Here is a 14,567-nt window from a genome sequence, read left to right as displayed (position 1 = left end):
CGAGCGAGCGGCAAGGCAAATCCTCAACGACTACCGCAAGGGGTGGCTAGGGCCTCTAGCTTTGCAACTTCCTCCCACCTCTAGCCCTCTAGCAAGAGGCTAGCTTCATCTGTCTGTATATGTTGCTACGAGATGCGGCAGAGTGAGTGATACGATGGAACTAGAATACTAACACTGCGCCAGATTTTTCCCTGAGGTTTTTCGCAGCGCTTTTTGCCTTTAACCTGCCTGCGGACAGTCAAGTTGGGGATAGGCTGTAAGAAACTCCAGGGAGTAGACCATCCTCCTTGCTAGATTCCCATGGGTCAGCCTGCTGTTGCCGCCAGCTTAGAAGGAGGCTTTGACCTAAACAACCTCGATTTTGAGGTGCCAGGATGGCTGCGTGCTTTGCTTTCTGGCGCTGAAGATCTCGGCGATGGGCTGAGAGCTTACACTCCCCAAGAGGCAGATTTGCTGCGCCGGGCCTTTGAGTTTGCCTACTGCTTGCACAAGGGCCAAAAGCGGAAGTCGGGGGATCCCTACATCGCCCACCCGGTGGCTGTAGCTAGCTTGTTGCGGGAGCTGGGGGGGGATGCCGTCACGGTAGCGGCTGGCTTCTTGCACGATGTTGTTGAGGATGCAGGCGTTACCCTGGAGGCGCTAGAAGCAGAATTTGGACCCGAAGTGCGCCTCTTGGTAGAAGGGGTAACCAAGCTTTCTAAGTTTAATTTCTCCAGCAAAACGGAGCAGCAAGCGGAGAACTTCCGCCGCATGTTTGTGGCCATGGCCAAAGACATTCGGGTCATCGTGGTCAAGCTGGCGGATCGCTTGCACAACATGCGCACGCTGCAATATCTGCCGCCCCACAAGCAAAAGCAGATTGCAGCCGAAACCATGGAGATCTTTGCCCCCTTGGCCAACCGGCTGGGGATCTGGCATTTCAAGTGGGAACTGGAAGACCTGGCTTTTAAGTACCTGGACTACGAAGCCTATCGCCAGATCCAAGAGTTGGTTAACGCCAAGCGCAGCGAGCGAGAGGCGGAGATCCAAGCTTTTATCGAAGAGCTGCGGAAGAACCTCCTCCAAGCGGGGCTAGAGCACTTTGAGATCAGCGGGCGGCCCAAGCACCTGTATGGCATCTACCGCAAGATGCAGCAGCAGCGCAAGGAATTCCACGAGATCTACGACCTCCTGGCCGTGCGGGTTATCGTGCAGACCGTGAGCGAGTGCTACCGGGTGCTGGCAGTTGTTCACAACTGCTTCCGCCCCATTCCCGGGCGCTTTAAAGACTACATTGGCCTGCCCAAGCCAAACCGCTACCAATCTTTGCACACGACAGTGATTGGTTTGCAGGGGCGACCCGTGGAGGTGCAGATCCGCACCGAAGAAATGCACCGCGTGGCCGAGTACGGCATTGCTGCCCACTGGAAATACAAGGAAGCCGGCAGCACCCCCGTAAAGCCCGAGGAAGAGCGCTTTAGCTGGCTGCGGCAACTCTTGGAGTGGCAAAACGACCTCAAGGACGACAGAGAATACCTAGAGACTGTTCGCGAGAACCTGTTTGAGAGCGAAGTTTACGTCTTCACCCCCAAGGGAGATCTGCTGGCCTTACCCCAGGGATCCTGCCCGATTGATTTTGCCTATCGCATCCACTCAGAAATTGGGGATCACTGCGCCGGGGCGCGGGTAAACAACAAGATTGTACCGCTGGACACTCGCCTGCGCAATGGCGACATCGTGCAGATTATTACCCACAAGAATGCCCACCCCAGTCTAGACTGGATTAATTTTGTAGCCACCAGCTCGGCGCGCAATCGCATTCGCCAATGGTTTAAGCGCTCCAATCGCGAGCAAAATATTGCCCGCGGTCGGCAGTTGCTGGAGCGGGAGCTGGGCAAAACGGGGTTCGAAGCGCTGCTGAAGTCCGAGCGGATGCAGAAGGTTGCCGAGAAGCTCAACTACAGCAGCGTGGACGATTTACTGGCGGCGCTGGGCTATGGAGAGGTAACCCCCGCGCAGGTGATCCACCGGCTGCAGGAGGTCAGCAAGCCAGCCATCTCCCCCCCACCCGAGGAGGGATCTTTGGCGGAAGCCAAGCTGCTGCTGCCGCGAAGCGATGGAAATCGAGCTTCTAGCCGATCCCAATCTCTCATCCTGGGAGTGGAGGGCCTGAAACATCAATTGGCCAAATGCTGCAACCCGCTCCCAGGGGATCCCATCCTGGGCGTGGTTACCCGCTTCAAGGGCATCACCATTCATCATCGCGATTGTCCGCGGGTAGCTCAGGTTCCGGGTGAGCGGCTGGTGCCGGTGCGCTGGAACGAGGAGCAACTGCGGCAAAGCACCCAGACTTATCCTGTAGAACTGCGTCTAGAGGTCATCGACCGGGTTGGCGTGCTGCGGGATATTCTCTCCCGCCTTTCCGATCAGGGCATCAATGTGCGCAATGCCAAGGTGCAAACCTTTGCCAATCGCACTGCCTCAATTGACCTCTGCATTGATGTACGCGACGCCCAACAGCTTGCTCAGCTTCAAAATCAGCTGCGCCAGCTTTCCGATGTGTTGGTCCTGCGCTCCCGCCACTACCAGAACGGATCCCGCTAAAAGGCTGCTGCGGTCCAATCTTAGGTAGGATATGGAGGTGGCTAACCCTAAGCGGAGGATCTCGGCATGGCAGGAGAGGGGCAGTTGAGCCTACTGGGTCGGCGGCTTTCTAGGGTGTTGTTGCTGCTGGGGGTCTGCCTCAGCTTGATCATTGGTGCCTGCTCAGCAAGCCCCAACCTGCGAGTCTACCGAGATCCCAATGGAGCTTTTGCCTTTGCTTACCCCAATGGCATGGTGAGCGTGAAGCTAAGCCCTGGGAAGGGGCTAGCCGTGCTCCTGCGCGACCTAGTCTATGAGACCGAAAACATCAGCCTGATGGTTGCCCCCTTCGACAAAGGGGAGACGATTGCGGATCTGGGAGGCCCAGAGGAGGTAGGGCAATTGGTGGCAAAGAAGATCATTGCCCCTGAGGGATCGGGTCGCTCAACCCAGCTCTTGGCAGCCGAGGCCTTCGAGCGGCAGGGGCAGCCCTACTACCTGTTTGAGTACCAAACCAATCTGGGATCCCAGCTTCGCCACGAGGTAGTGACGGTAACCGTTCGTCACCATCGCCTCTATACTCTAACTGCCTCAACCCAGGAATCCCGCTGGCCACAGGTGCAGACTGCTTTCCGGGAGGTAGGTCGCTCTCTAAGGGTCTCTTGAGAGGGCTCTCTGCCTTTGGAGACGGCAAAGGCCTTTCGGTGCTGAAAAATCCCGCTGCCATGACGGTTTACGTGGTTCAAATCAGTGACCTGCATCTATTTGCCAAGAGCCATCAGCGGTTGTTGGGGGTAGACACCGAGGCCTCTTTTCTGGCAGTGCAAAAGGCCATTGTGAGTTTGGATCCCTTGCCGGATGTGTTGCTCCTAACCGGGGATCTTGCCCAAGATGGCAGTGCGGCTGCCTATGCCCGTCTTAGAGGCTATTTGCAAGCTCTTCCCATCGATACCTACTGGCTGGCGGGGAACCACGATCGCCTGCATGTTATGAACCTAGAGCTCCGCGGCGGGCGGTTGCACGCAGAGAAAAGCTTCAGTCGCGAGAACTGGAGCTTTATTTTGTTGAACTCGCTGGTGCCAGGCAGGGACAGCGGCTACCTAACCGACCGCACCTTACTTTGGCTCCGACAAGAGCTACAGCGCAGCCGGGCCAACCACCACCATGTTCTCCTAGCCCTGCACCACCCCCCCTTTTCGGTAGACTCCGATTGGCTGGATCAAAGTGCGCTACAGCAGCCGGAGCGGCTGTTTGGGGTTTTGGACGAGTTCGACCACGTTCGCCTGGTGATTTTTGGCCATGTTCATCAGGAGCTGCACCGTCGCCGCCGGGGGGTTGATTACTTTGCCTGTCCCTCCACCTGCGTGCAATTTCTCCCCAAGAGCTCCCAGTTTGCTCTGGAGGTGATCCCCCCAGCCCTGCGACAGCTATGGCTGGAGCCAGATGGCAGCTTCAAAACCCAGGTGCAGCGGGTAGAAGCCGCCTTGCAAACCCCTAACTTGGCTGCAAAAGGGTACTAATGGGATCCCGGGCGCACCAGGCCAACTGCTTGTCCCAAGGAGAAACTGGCTGCAAGAGATGATAGAGCAACCCGCCCTCCAGCCGTCCGGTGCAGCTAGGGCCCCACGCCCTGAAGCTGCAGCCTCCATGGGAAAACTCTCTTGGCCCTTGAGCTACAAGGGGATCCGCCGCCAGCAGACCAATCGGAGCCAGTGGATCTGGAGGGCAGCGCAGCCGCTCGGCTTTGGGCGTGGGCTGTGCTAGAAGCTTCTCCTCAAGGCCAAGCCCAACTGGGCTTCAGCTAGGGCCGGATCCCTCGCTTTCCCTTAATCTTATTTCTGCTACGCTTGAGCCCCAGCGACGCCCCTTTTCAAGACCATGGACGAACTCAACACCCTAATCCAGGATCTGCAAGCTGCCTTTGACGACAGCAGCAAGCCCGTGCTCTCGATATATGCCGACACCAACCCTGCTCGTCCCGAAAATGCGGGTCGCGCCTGGGTGGGGCGCATCAAGAATACCCTCAAGGAGCTGCTGGAGAGAGAGGAGAGCAAGCCTGATAACTCCCTCTGCGAGCAAGTCCTTGCTCTAGTGGAGCAGGAGCGCCCTTCGGCCCGCACCCTGGTTCTTTTTGCCAGCCGCAATCCCGCTGGCAAGCCAGTGCTGCGCCGAATCGACCTGCAGGTGGAGCTGCCGGTGGTGGATCTGGCCCATGGGCGGGTGGAGGCCCGCTGGGGGGAACCTTACCTCACGCCCCTTTTCTTTGCCTTTGATGAATACGAGCGGGGTGGGGTGTTGCACCTGTCTGGCAGCAGGTGGCGCTTTTACGAGCTCTTCTTGGGGGAACTGCGAGAGGACACGGAAATCTTTGCCAACATCAGCGCCGAGGAATGGCAGGAACTGCAGGAGCTGGCCGGCCGCATTGAAAATGCCGTTGCCGAACGTCGCGCCCGCAGCGGTGGCACCTTCGACAAGCTTTCCCCCAAGGAGCGGGAGGCGGCCAAGGTCAGCCTCTGGATGCACAAGCTCTACCTGCGCCTGGCTTCCGCCCTGGATAAGGCAGTGGATCGCCTGGGCATTGAGCGGCTGGTGCTCATGGGCGAAGCCTGGCAGGTGTCCCACTTTGAGGGCTATCTCAACCGCGGCCTGCGCAACCGCATCGTCGCGCGGGTGGGGCACCCCGCCAACCTTCACACACCGACGCCGCAAGACATCCTCGACCGAGTGGTACCCGTCCTGGAGGCCGCTGAGCGCCGAGGAGAGCTGGCTTTGTTGGAGCGGATTCGAGAGCAGCCCGGCGCTTGGGGCTTGGATGCGGTGCTGGACGCCCTCCAGCTAGGCCGGGTGGAAATCCTTGTCCTGCCCTGGAGGCTAGAGGCCACCATCTGGCGCTGCCCAGACGGCTTTGTGGGAGGAACCCAGGAGATGGCCCAGCTCCTTTGCCCAGAGCCACAGCCGGCACCCCTGCGGGATCTGGTGTGGGTGCTAGGCCGCGATTTTGGCGCTAAACTGGAGTTCGTTCGCGGCGAAGCTGAAGAGCGCTTGCTCCACGAGTTTCAGGGAGCAGCAGCGCTGCTGCGCTGGTAGGTCTAGCAACTTGAGCAGGGATGGCCCAACCCTCTAGCTAGATCCCAGAGCAACGGTGTAGGCTGCTAGCATAATCTGGCCCATCCTGTCTAGCGAGGGATCCCCTTGACCCAATCCATTGACCTCCCCACCAGCGTCGATACGTTCTTGCAAGAGCTGGCCGCCATTCAGCAAGTGGGGCCAAAGCGAATAGCCATCTTGGGCACTCGCCATGTGCCCATTACCCACCAGTACCTCATCGAGACCCTCAGCTACGCCTTGGCCCTTACCGGCAACCGCATCCTCACGTCCGGGGCTATTGGTACCAACCTGGCTGTAATTCGTGGAGCAATGCGGGCAGATATTAAATCCTTGACGGTGATCCTGCCCCAAAGCCTAGAGCGGCAGCCGGCAGAGTCGCGGGCCAGTTTGGAGCAGGTGCTGCATCTGGTGGAGCACCCTGAAAACGACCACCTGCCTCTAGCGGAGGCCAGTCGCCTCTGCAATCTGGAAATCATCAGCAAGTGCCAGCAATTGATCTGTTTTGCCTTCCACGACAGCGTCACGCTTTTGGAGGCCTGCAGGCACGCTGAGGAGCAACACAAGGTGGTTACGCTCTTCTACTTCGACTAATTCCTTGGCGAAGGAGGGCAGGCAGAATGGGGTCGCTGGTGGGAAACTCGCCACCCTTTCCCAAGGCCCCTGCCTCCTCTATCGGGGTAGGGGCAGCCAAAGAGAGTGTCTACTTTCGCTCCGATGCCCAAGGGATCCACCTGCACCTGCCCACCACCCTAGCTTGGGAAGAAGTTTGGGAGGAGCTCGTTTGGCAGTTGCGCAGCCGCAAGTCCTACTGGACGGGGGTGGCTCCTCTAACCCTGTGGTGCCAGGAGCGAGAGCTGGAGCTGCCCACCCTGCAGGCCCTGGCTGTCCTGTTGGCGCAGCATCGGCTGCAGCTATGGCGCGTCCAAACCCGATCCCGCACGACCGCCATTGCCGCGGCAACCTTGGGCTATTCGGTGGAGCAATCCTCCCTTTTGGAGGTGGTTCCCTCTCCTCCTCCCGACACTGCCCCTCTGTACCTGCGTTCAACCGTGCGCTCGGGCATGTCCGTACGCCACCGTGGCTCTGTCTTCCTCTTGGGAGATCTCAACCCCGGCGGCGAGATCGTTGCGGGCGGCGACATTTGGGTTTGGGGACGGCTGCGAGGATTGGCGCATGCCGGCGCCGAGGGGGATAGAAGTGCAGTGATCCTGGCTTTGCAGTTGGAGCCCACCCAATTGCGCATCGCCGACCAGGTGGCCCGACCCCCAGAAAGTGGCTCCCCTTGCAATACCCCTGAGGTGGCTTACTTGCAAGATGGTGCCATCTGCATTGCCAGCCTTCAGGAGTTTCTGCGGAGAAGAGCATGGGCCGAGTTATCGTCATAACCTCTGGGAAGGGAGGAGTAGGCAAAACCACCCTGACAGCCAACTTAGGCACTGCCTTAGCACGCTTGGGTCGCTCGGTAGCGGTGGTGGATGCCGACTTTGGCCTGCGCAACCTGGATCTGCTGCTGGGCCTAGAGAATCGGGTAGTGTACACGGCTCTAGAAGTCATTGCGGGGGAATGTCGCCTTGAACAAGCGTTGGTGAAAGACAAACGCACCCCCAATCTCTCCTTGTTGCCAGCAGCCCAGACCCGCAACAAAACAGCAGTCAACCCGGAGCAAATGCGGCAGTTGATGGAGAAGCTTGCCGGTAGCTACGACTATGTGTTGATCGACTGCCCAGCCGGGATTGAGCAGGGATTTCGCAATGCTATTGCCGGGGCAACAGAAGCCCTGCTGGTGACTACGCCCGAAGTAGCTGCCGTGCGGGATGCAGACCGGGTGGTGGGCCTGTTGGAAGCGGCAGGGATCTCTTCAATTCAGCTAATTGTTAACCGCTTGCGCCCCGATATGGTAACCGCTGGCCAGATGATGGCCGTGGAAGATGTGGTGGAGGTGCTGGCCATCCCTTTGGTGGGTATGATTCCGGAAGACCGAGAGGTGATTGTCTCCACCAACAAGGGAGAACCCATGGTTTTGGCTGCCCGTCCCTCTCCGGCTGCCCAGGCCATTCAGCGCATTGCCCGACGGCTGGAAGGGGAGGTGGTGGAGTTCCCCAAGTTGGCCGGCTTGGGTGAGTCTTTCTGGGAAAAGGCAAAGCGATTTTTAAGCCAAAAGGTGTTCTGAAGCCCAACAGCCCTTAGCTCTCTCTCAACGAGACTAGAATAAAGCCCATGCTCCTCGAGTTTTTGGATCAGCTTTTTCCCCGCTCCCCCGGCGGCAGCCGCGAGCAGGCCAAGCAGCGCCTAAAACTCATCTTGGCCCACGACCGCGCCAATCTCAGTCCGGCAGCCCTGGAATCGATGCGGCTAGAAATTTTGGGGGTGGTCTCCCGCTATGTGGAGCTGGACTCGGAGGGGATGCAATTCCGCTTGACCGTGGAGGGGAGCACAACGGCCCTCATTGCTAACTTACCCATTCGCCGAGTTAAGCCGCTGGCAGCAGCCGAACTCGACCCTTCTGCAAAGGGGCAGCCGGATTAGCCAGGGGGGTTCACTTCGGCCTGAGCTACCCTGGGCTCAGGGAGCATCTGACCTCGGCAAAAGGATGCTTTCTCCTGTCTGTCCCAGGGTGGAGTTCTCTGCAGGTGTTTCTAGTCTCTCATGGCAGCTTTGAGGGGCAACCCTACTGAATAGGAGAGAGCTGCTGGGACAGAGTTCTCACGGAGGGAGGTTGAGCCTCGGCATGGAAAGCTCTTTTGAGCTGACGATCCTGTTTACGCTGGCCTTGGTGGCCGGGATCGCAGCTCAAGTCCTGGCTAACTTTGTCAAGGTGCCCAGCATTGTCTTCCTGCTGCTGTTTGGGGTGCTGCTGGGGCCAGATGGCTTGGGCTGGGTTCGCCCCCAGATCATGGGATCCGGTCTGGAGGCGCTGGTGTCGCTAGCAGTGGCCCTGATCCTGTTCGAGGGAGGGCTGAACCTGCGGCTACAGCGCCTCAACCAGGTCTCCGGCAGCCTGCGCAATCTGGTATTGCTGGGATCGCTTTTGACCTTGGGAGGGGGGGCACTGGCGGCCCACTATTTGGGAGAGTTCCCCTGGCCCCTAGCCTTTCTGTTTGGATCCCTGGTGGTGGTGACGGGGCCAACTGTAGTTAACCCCATCCTCAAGCGGGTACGCGTCGATCCCGCCGTCAGCACCCTCTTGGAAGGGGAAGGGGTGCTCATTGATCCGGTGGGAGCCATCTTGGCAGTGGTGGTGCTGCAGGTAGTGCTTTCCGGCCACCCCAGTTTCTTGATGGCCCTGGAGCAGCTATCTAGCCGCTTGGCCATTGGGTCAGCGGTGGGGGCGCTGGGGGGCTGGCTGATGGGATCCTTTCTGCTCTGGTCGCGGCAATTTTTGACGGAGGAGCTGCGCAACTCGGTGGTGCTGGCGGGGGCGCTGGGGGTATTTGCCCTGGCCCAGTCGCTGCGCTCAGAGGCAGGGCTGATGGCGGTAGTGATGGCAGGCCTAGTGGTGCGGCAGAAGGCAGCCATTGCCGAGCGGAGCGTGCGCCAGTTTCACGGCCAGTTGGTGGTAATGGCCATCTCGGTGCTGTTTATCTTGCTCACCTCCACGCTGTCCCTAAAGGCGGTATTGGCTTTGGGGTGGGGAGCCTTGGCCACGGTGCTCTGCCTGATGCTGGTTGTCCGCCCCTTAAGCGTGTGGCTGTGTACCTGGGGCAGCGATCTCAACTGGCGGCAGAAGTTGTTTGTGGCCTGGCTAGCTCCCCGCGGCATTGTGGCGGCTTCGGTCGCCTCTTTGTTTGCCATTTTGTTGACGGAGCGGGGCATCACTGGGGGAGATGCCCTCAAGGCGCTAGTGTTTTTAACCATCTCGGCCACGGTGACAGTGCAGGGGCTAACTGCCGCCTGGGTGGCTCGTTGGCTGGGCCTAGACCAAGGCAGTTCCACCGTGATCCTTGGGGATCACCCGCTGGTTGAACCCTTGGCCGAATTGCTGCGCTCCCTCAACCAAGTCGTGGAGGTGCTGCCCTTGCCTTCGGCAGCCTGTTGGCGCCAGCCCGCTGGCCAAACTGAGCCCAACGGCCACAAGGTTGGCTCTGCCCTGGGGGATGAAGTTGGCCGGCTGCTGCCGGGATCGCTGCAGGAAGTGGTGCTGAGCGAGTCGGCCCTGTTGAAGGCCGATATTGACCATGCGGAGACGCTGCTGATTCTGACGCGGGATCCCCAGATGAACTGGGCCATTGCCGAGCTGATGGTGAAACTCGCAGTTTCCGCTGCCATCTGGACGGTGTTGCTGCCCGAGATGCCCATCTTAGAAGGGATCCGCACCCTGCCGATCTCTTTTGCCCAACTGCAACGCTGGGCCGGCTACCTAGAGGCCAAGCGCGCGGAGCTGCGCTCGATTACCCTGCCCACCTTAGCGGATTTGGGCCTGAAGCCCTCCCCCTCTGCCGTGGCCTCGGCCCAGGAGTCGAGCTCGGCAGCGCGCTTAGCTCTGCTCAACCCCCTTTCGGCCCAAATAGGGTTGGAGGATCCCACCCTGGAGCGGCTGCGGGATCAGTTTGCCTACCGGATCAAAGCCGATCTCTGCCTGCCTTTGCTACTGGTGCGCCCGCAGCGGGCAGGGAGCTGGTGGCAAAAGGGAGCCCGGTCATCCCCGGTAGGCCGGCTATTTTACCTGCCCAAGCCCGACATGTGGCGGCGCGGGGATTGCATCTACTACCTAGAGCGCCTGGCCAGCCCTGTAGAGGCCGCGGCTCCCTCTGCAAGAGATCCGGATTTGCCCCCAGCCGAGTTCCTGCCCCAGTATGTTGGGGGTGTCAAGCTCCACTTCGATCTCTAGGAACCTCGGGGCAGCCAGTAGCCACTGGGGATGAGGGGGCACCCCTGCACCTGCTCGGGCCGGCCCAGGTAAACCCAGGCCGAGGTGCCACTTTCCAGTTGCACCCACTGCCGCTGGTACAGCCGCGGGTGGTCTTCCAGCTCGTCCAAGCGGGGCAACAGGCCCAGGGGAATGCGATAGCACTCGCCGTAGAGCCGATTTCGGCCAGGGATCGCCATGGGGTAAGGGCCGAGATCGTAGAGGTCGATGTGGTTGAGGCTGTCTGTTCCCAAAAACTTCGCCCCTTGCAGCAGGCTGTGGTACTGGCCGCCCCGCCGCAGGGAGCCGTAGACAAAAACCACCGTCGTCTGTTCCATCTGGCTCTAGGAGGTCATTAGGGGGACTGGGCCCATTTTTGGCCAAGGCGCGGCTCCGAGCCGGCCAGCAGGCGCTCGATGTTGCGCCGATGGGCGCCGATTACATAGATCCCGCCCGCCAGGGCAAACACCCTATAGGGCAGGGGCTGAGCCGTTGCCCACATCAGCAGCGGAGCCGCTACTGCCGCCAGCAGGGAGCTGAAGGAGACGATGCGGGTGAGGGCAATCCCCAGCAGCCAGACGCCAAAGGTAGCCAGGGCCACTGGCCAAGCCATGGCCAACAGGATCCCTAGGCTAGTGGCCACCGACTTGCCGCCCTTGAAGCCCAGCCAGCAGGAGCGGCTGTGGCCAACCACTGCCCCCAGGGCAGCCACGGCCACCCACCACGGCGACCCCAGAGCCAGTCCCAGCGCCACCGCTGCGGCCCCCTTGGCGGCATCCACCAGCAGCACCAGCAGCGCCGGCCCTTTGCCCAGCGTCCGCAACACGTTGGTTGCCCCCGTCGAGCCGGAGCCCGCTTGGCGGAGGTCGATCCCGCCCCACCAGCGGCCCACCCAGTAGCCGGTGGGGATGGATCCCAGCAAGTAGCCTCCAAGGGCCGCAAGGAAAGCCAAAAGCCAGGCAGGCATAGGCAGGTCTTGAACGCTCTTTTTCACTTTGCCACAGGGCTTTCTTCTAGTCCCCCTTCGCGACAGCCCTGCGGCTTAGGCTAGCCAGGTTGACCTCCCAAGCAAGGCGCGGCTGCACAAAGTGCAAAAGCTGACAGCGAATTTGCTCCAACTGCCAGATGGCCTGGCGGGATCCCTGCGCCCAGAAATGCTGCTGCAAGTAGTCGATCAGCCACAGCTGCGCCGGTAAATCGAGAGCAGCTACTGCCCTAGCTAGCTCCAGCGCCTCTCGCAGCGAGGGGGGCCAGCGCCTTAGATCCTGTAGCAGCGACGGCGGAAGGCTCTGCAGATGCTGATGGGCGGCCAGCGCCCGTCCAGGGCTGCCTTGGGCCAGGGCAATGAGCTCTGAGCGAGGGATCCCGGGCAGCTCCGGGCAGCCCAAAGCAGCCAACACTTGCTCCGTCTCGGCCGAGCTGAGGCGGCGGAAAGGCACCGTCTGGCAGCGGGACAACAGCGTCGGCAGCAGGGAGGCCGCCTGGGGTGCGATGAGAACGATGTGGGCCGGCCCCGGCTCCTCCAGGGTTTTCAGCAGGGCATTGGCTGCACTTTCGGCTAGGGTTTCCGCTCCCTCCAGCACCACCAGCGAACGGCGGGCGCGCATTGGCCTACGGGCACAGAAGCGCGACACTTCCTGCACCTGTTCCAGGCGAATTTGCGGCGGGGAGCGCCGCTGCAGAGCTTGCGCCTCGGGGGCATCTGCTGGGATTAGGCGACCCTGATGGAGATAGGTGGGGCTGACCCAGTGGAGATCGGGGTGGGTGCCCGCCAGCAGCCAATGGCAGCCAAGGCACTGGCCGCAGGGGATCCTGGTGTTGGACTCGCACAGGAGAGCTTGAGCAAACCAGCGGGCCATCAGGCGCCGCCCCACCCCTTCTGGCCCTAGGAAGCAGTAGCTTGAGGTCACCCGCCCTTTCTCTAGGGCCGCTGCGAGTAGCTGCGCCGCCAGCTCCTGGCCGACAATGTGCTGGGGGGGCAGAACCTTTACCCCCTCAACTGTCTCGGGGGCCGTGGGCTGAAGCATGGCAGAGTACCCTAATCCCGGGCAAAGCTACCAAGGGATCCCTCCGTGGGGCAAAGCCTCATCTCTGCCCCAGTTTCGCTGTTAGCCGGTGGGATCCAGCCGCATCAAAACTTGGCCAAATTCCACCGGCTGGCCGTTGCTCACCAAAATCTCCCTTACCACACCTGCTGTTTCTGCTTCTATCTCGTTCATCACCTTCATGGCCTCGATAATGCACAGGGTTTGGCCTTTGTTTACCCGTTGACCTACTTGGACAAAGTCCGCTTCTCCAGGAGCAGGAGCGCTGTAGAAGGTTCCCACCATGGGTGACACTACCTCCACCCAGTGGCTCGGTGGAGATTTGGGGGCAAGCGCAGGAGGGGGAGTCTCGGCAGGAGCAGAAGGGGGCGAAGCAGTAAGGGAGGGAGCAGTGGTGGAAAGCTGAGCAGCAGGGATTCCTTTGCGCAGAGTAAGGCGGAAATCCTTGCACTCTAGAGTTAACTCGCTAACATCGCTCTCTTGCAGAGCGGCCAGCAGAAGGCGAATTTCCTGCCAATTAATGACATCCAAGGGAAGTCACCTGTCCACAACAGCAACCTAGCAACGGGGAAGAGCCATCACTCGCGGCCTAGGTAGGTGTCCGTGCGAGTATCGACTCGAACCCGCTCTCCCACTTTGATAAACAAAGGCACCTGGATCTCGGCGCCGGTTTCTAGCTTGGCAGGCTTAGTCCCCCCTGTAGCTGTGTCTCCCCTTACGCCCGGGTCCGTCTCCACCACTTCCAGGACGACACTGGTGGGCAGCTCCACGTCGATCACCTGCCCCTTCCAGCGCAAAACAGACACTTCCATATTTTCCTTCAGGTATTTCACGGCAGAGCCCACCTGGGCGGTACTGAGCACAGCCTGCTCGTAGGTCTCCATGTCCATGAACACGAGGTTATCTCCTTCCGCATAGAGATACTGCATGTTCACCTTTTCGATGGTGGCAGCAGGCAGCATTTCGCCGGCGCGGAAGGTTTTCTCGACAACGTTGCCGGTCTGCATGTTTTTGAGCTTGGTGCGCACAAAGGCCGCCCCTTTGCCTGGCTTGACGTGGAGAAACTCGATGACTTTGTAGGGAGCGCCATCAATCTCTACAGAGACGCCGGGGCGCAAGTCGTTGCTTGAGATCATGTCAGCACGGGGTCTGTTGCCTAGCCTTCCCAATCTTACCGCGCCTGGGGGGTACTCCGATTCACCCCGCTGAGATCAATGGGCGGCTGCCGTCCGTACTTAGGCAACACCTCCTGCCAGGGAGGGCGCAGGCCTGCAAGAAAGTCAGCACGGGCAAGCTCTGCCAGCGCCAGCACAGGCACCGGCTCTACCCAATCGGCGGCATCGACCGCTAGCGCCTGCGGCCACTGGCGGAGAAGGGCCTGCCAAGCCACCGCCTCCCAGAGTTGATCGGCCACTTCAGCCACTACCTGGTCTGGGCCTACCCGGTACACGCCGCCATACCGCTCCCCCCGCTTGGCATCCATGTGCACCGCCACCGTCAGGGGCTGGAGTGGGGATCCCTGCTCCTGCCACACCTGGCGGGCAATAACAGCCAAGGACGAGTAGCCAAACACGGGAATGCCCAGCTGCTGCCCCACCAGCCGCGCCACGCTCACCCCCAAACGGCTACCGGTAAAACTCCCTGGCCCGACGGCAACGGCGATCCCCGCCAGCTGGGACCAGTCTTGGCCAGCCAAGAACTCCTTTAGGCACGGGTGCAGCCGCGCTGCCATCTGGCGGTCTAGCCACCAACTTTGGCTGCGGACTTCCCCCTCCTTTCCTTCCAGCGGCAGGAGGGCTAGGCCCAAGACGGGCGTGGTGGTGTGGATCCCTAGAATCCAGCGGGCAAGCGACATGGCTTCTTTCAGGAGAGTTGACAGAACTTAACGGTTGGATTAAGGTTAGGTTGTCCATCTTCGCACTTCCACAGGGAAGTTAGGCTTTATGACCACTGTTCTCCAACGTCGCTCAGCTAGCAACGTGTGGGAGCAGTTCTGCGAGTGGGTG

The 14,567-nt window shown here is 60.4% G+C and carries 16 protein-coding genes; 10 read left to right on the top strand and 6 right to left on the bottom strand.

Annotated features, from left to right (window positions below):
* The first annotated feature begins 300 nt into the window (after positions 1-300).
* The 10 genes from NW814_RS01745 to NW814_RS01700 all read left to right on the top strand — a co-directional run bounded on the left by NW814_RS01745 (position 301) and on the right by NW814_RS01700 (position 10,498).
* Positions 301-2,583 carry a RelA/SpoT family protein gene (locus NW814_RS01745; RefSeq protein WP_414404974.1) on the top strand — a complete coding sequence of 761 codons (2,283 nt, stop codon included), beginning with the start codon at positions 301-303 and terminating at the stop codon, positions 2,581-2,583.
* Between the two features lie 66 nt (positions 2,584-2,649).
* The gene (psbP, locus tag NW814_RS01740; protein ID WP_414396249.1) at positions 2,650-3,228 is read left to right on the top strand and encodes a photosystem II reaction center PsbP; all 579 of its coding nucleotides are present in this window, start codon (positions 2,650-2,652) and stop codon (positions 3,226-3,228) included.
* Positions 3,225-4,082, top strand: a complete 858-nt coding sequence (gene cpdA, locus NW814_RS01735; RefSeq protein WP_414404973.1) for a 3',5'-cyclic-AMP phosphodiesterase — start codon at positions 3,225-3,227, stop codon at positions 4,080-4,082. Before psbP ends, cpdA begins: the two co-directional genes overlap by 4 nt.
* 141 nt (positions 4,083-4,223) lie before the next feature.
* Entirely contained in the window at positions 4,224-4,367 is a 144-nt protein-coding gene (locus NW814_RS01730) for a hypothetical protein (protein ID WP_414404972.1), read from the top strand.
* Between the two features lie 73 nt (positions 4,368-4,440).
* Positions 4,441-5,649 carry a VLRF1 family aeRF1-type release factor gene (locus NW814_RS01725; protein ID WP_414404971.1) on the top strand — a complete coding sequence of 403 codons (1,209 nt, stop codon included), beginning with the start codon at positions 4,441-4,443 and terminating at the stop codon, positions 5,647-5,649.
* Between the two features lie 105 nt (positions 5,650-5,754).
* Complete coding sequence (locus NW814_RS01720) at positions 5,755-6,261, top strand: DNA recombination-mediator protein A (RefSeq protein WP_414396255.1); 507 nt, start codon at positions 5,755-5,757, stop codon at positions 6,259-6,261.
* 26 nt (positions 6,262-6,287) lie between these two features.
* A complete protein-coding gene (gene minC / locus NW814_RS01715; protein ID WP_414404970.1) occupies positions 6,288-7,055 on the top strand; it encodes a septum site-determining protein MinC in 768 nt (255 codons plus the stop codon).
* Positions 7,034-7,840 (top strand): septum site-determining protein MinD, encoded by an 807-nt coding sequence (gene minD / locus NW814_RS01710; protein WP_414404969.1) that lies wholly within the window; start codon positions 7,034-7,036, stop codon positions 7,838-7,840. The genes minC and minD overlap by 22 nt, the downstream gene beginning before the upstream one ends.
* A 47-nt stretch (positions 7,841-7,887) precedes the next feature.
* The gene (minE, locus tag NW814_RS01705; RefSeq protein ID WP_414404968.1) at positions 7,888-8,196 is read left to right on the top strand and encodes a cell division topological specificity factor MinE; all 309 of its coding nucleotides are present in this window, start codon (positions 7,888-7,890) and stop codon (positions 8,194-8,196) included.
* Between the two features lie 202 nt (positions 8,197-8,398).
* Complete coding sequence (locus tag NW814_RS01700) at positions 8,399-10,498, top strand: cation:proton antiporter (protein ID WP_414404967.1); 2,100 nt, start codon at positions 8,399-8,401, stop codon at positions 10,496-10,498.
* Here NW814_RS01700 and NW814_RS01695 read toward each other — a convergent pair.
* From NW814_RS01695 to tsaB, 6 genes are all read right to left on the bottom strand, one after another.
* Positions 10,495-10,854 (bottom strand): gamma-glutamylcyclotransferase, encoded by a 360-nt coding sequence (locus tag NW814_RS01695; RefSeq protein WP_414404966.1) that lies wholly within the window; start codon positions 10,852-10,854, stop codon positions 10,495-10,497. The genes NW814_RS01700 and NW814_RS01695 overlap by 4 nt on opposite strands.
* Positions 10,855-10,871: 17 nt before the next feature.
* Positions 10,872-11,483 carry a glycerol-3-phosphate 1-O-acyltransferase PlsY gene (gene plsY / locus NW814_RS01690; protein WP_414404965.1) on the bottom strand — a complete coding sequence of 204 codons (612 nt, stop codon included), beginning with the start codon at positions 11,481-11,483 and terminating at the stop codon, positions 10,872-10,874.
* Positions 11,484-11,529: 46 nt separating this feature from the next.
* The gene (holB, locus tag NW814_RS01685) at positions 11,530-12,543 is read right to left on the bottom strand and encodes a DNA polymerase III subunit delta' (protein WP_414404964.1); all 1,014 of its coding nucleotides are present in this window, start codon (positions 12,541-12,543) and stop codon (positions 11,530-11,532) included.
* A gap of 81 nt (positions 12,544-12,624) precedes the next feature.
* On the bottom strand, positions 12,625-13,092 hold the full coding sequence (gene accB / locus NW814_RS01680; RefSeq protein ID WP_414404963.1) for an acetyl-CoA carboxylase biotin carboxyl carrier protein: 468 nt from the start codon (positions 13,090-13,092) through the stop codon (positions 12,625-12,627).
* Positions 13,093-13,139: 47 nt separating this feature from the next.
* On the bottom strand, positions 13,140-13,697 hold the full coding sequence (gene efp / locus NW814_RS01675; protein WP_414396277.1) for an elongation factor P: 558 nt from the start codon (positions 13,695-13,697) through the stop codon (positions 13,140-13,142).
* Positions 13,698-13,732: 35 nt separating this feature from the next.
* Positions 13,733-14,416, bottom strand: coding sequence for a tRNA (adenosine(37)-N6)-threonylcarbamoyltransferase complex dimerization subunit type 1 TsaB (gene tsaB / locus NW814_RS01670; RefSeq protein ID WP_414404962.1), 684 nt, complete (start codon positions 14,414-14,416; stop codon positions 13,733-13,735).
* Positions 14,417-14,567 lie beyond the last annotated feature (151 nt).

Source organism: Synechococcus sp. R65.1 (assembly GCF_047461755.1).
Lineage (GTDB): Bacteria > Cyanobacteriota > Cyanobacteriia > Thermostichales > Thermostichaceae > Thermostichus.
This window is presented reverse-complemented; position numbering and strand designations above follow the sequence as displayed.

What these genes read in the sequence shown, in the direction of transcription:
- NW814_RS01745 (WP_414404974.1), top strand. Translation starts at nt 301, where the DNA reads ATGGGTCAGCCTGCTGTTGCCGCCAGCTTAGAAGGAGGCTTTGACCTA.
- psbP (WP_414396249.1), top strand. Translation starts at nt 2,650, where the DNA reads ATGGCAGGAGAGGGGCAGTTGAGCCTACTGGGTCGGCGGCTTTCTAGG.
- NW814_RS01725 (WP_414404971.1), top strand. Translation starts at nt 4,441, where the DNA reads ATGGACGAACTCAACACCCTAATCCAGGATCTGCAAGCTGCCTTTGAC.
- minC (WP_414404970.1), top strand. Translation starts at nt 6,288, where the DNA reads ATGGGGTCGCTGGTGGGAAACTCGCCACCCTTTCCCAAGGCCCCTGCC.
- minD (WP_414404969.1), top strand. Translation starts at nt 7,034, where the DNA reads ATGGGCCGAGTTATCGTCATAACCTCTGGGAAGGGAGGAGTAGGCAAA.
- minE (WP_414404968.1), top strand. Translation starts at nt 7,888, where the DNA reads ATGCTCCTCGAGTTTTTGGATCAGCTTTTTCCCCGCTCCCCCGGCGGC.
- NW814_RS01700 (WP_414404967.1), top strand. Translation starts at nt 8,399, where the DNA reads ATGGAAAGCTCTTTTGAGCTGACGATCCTGTTTACGCTGGCCTTGGTG.
- NW814_RS01695 (WP_414404966.1), bottom strand. Translation starts at nt 10,854, where the DNA reads ATGGAACAGACGACGGTGGTTTTTGTCTACGGCTCCCTGCGGCGGGGC.
- plsY (WP_414404965.1), bottom strand. Translation starts at nt 11,483, where the DNA reads ATGCCTGCCTGGCTTTTGGCTTTCCTTGCGGCCCTTGGAGGCTACTTG.
- holB (WP_414404964.1), bottom strand. Translation starts at nt 12,543, where the DNA reads ATGCTTCAGCCCACGGCCCCCGAGACAGTTGAGGGGGTAAAGGTTCTG.
- efp (WP_414396277.1), bottom strand. Translation starts at nt 13,697, where the DNA reads ATGATCTCAAGCAACGACTTGCGCCCCGGCGTCTCTGTAGAGATTGAT.
- tsaB (WP_414404962.1), bottom strand. Translation starts at nt 14,416, where the DNA reads ATGTCGCTTGCCCGCTGGATTCTAGGGATCCACACCACCACGCCCGTC.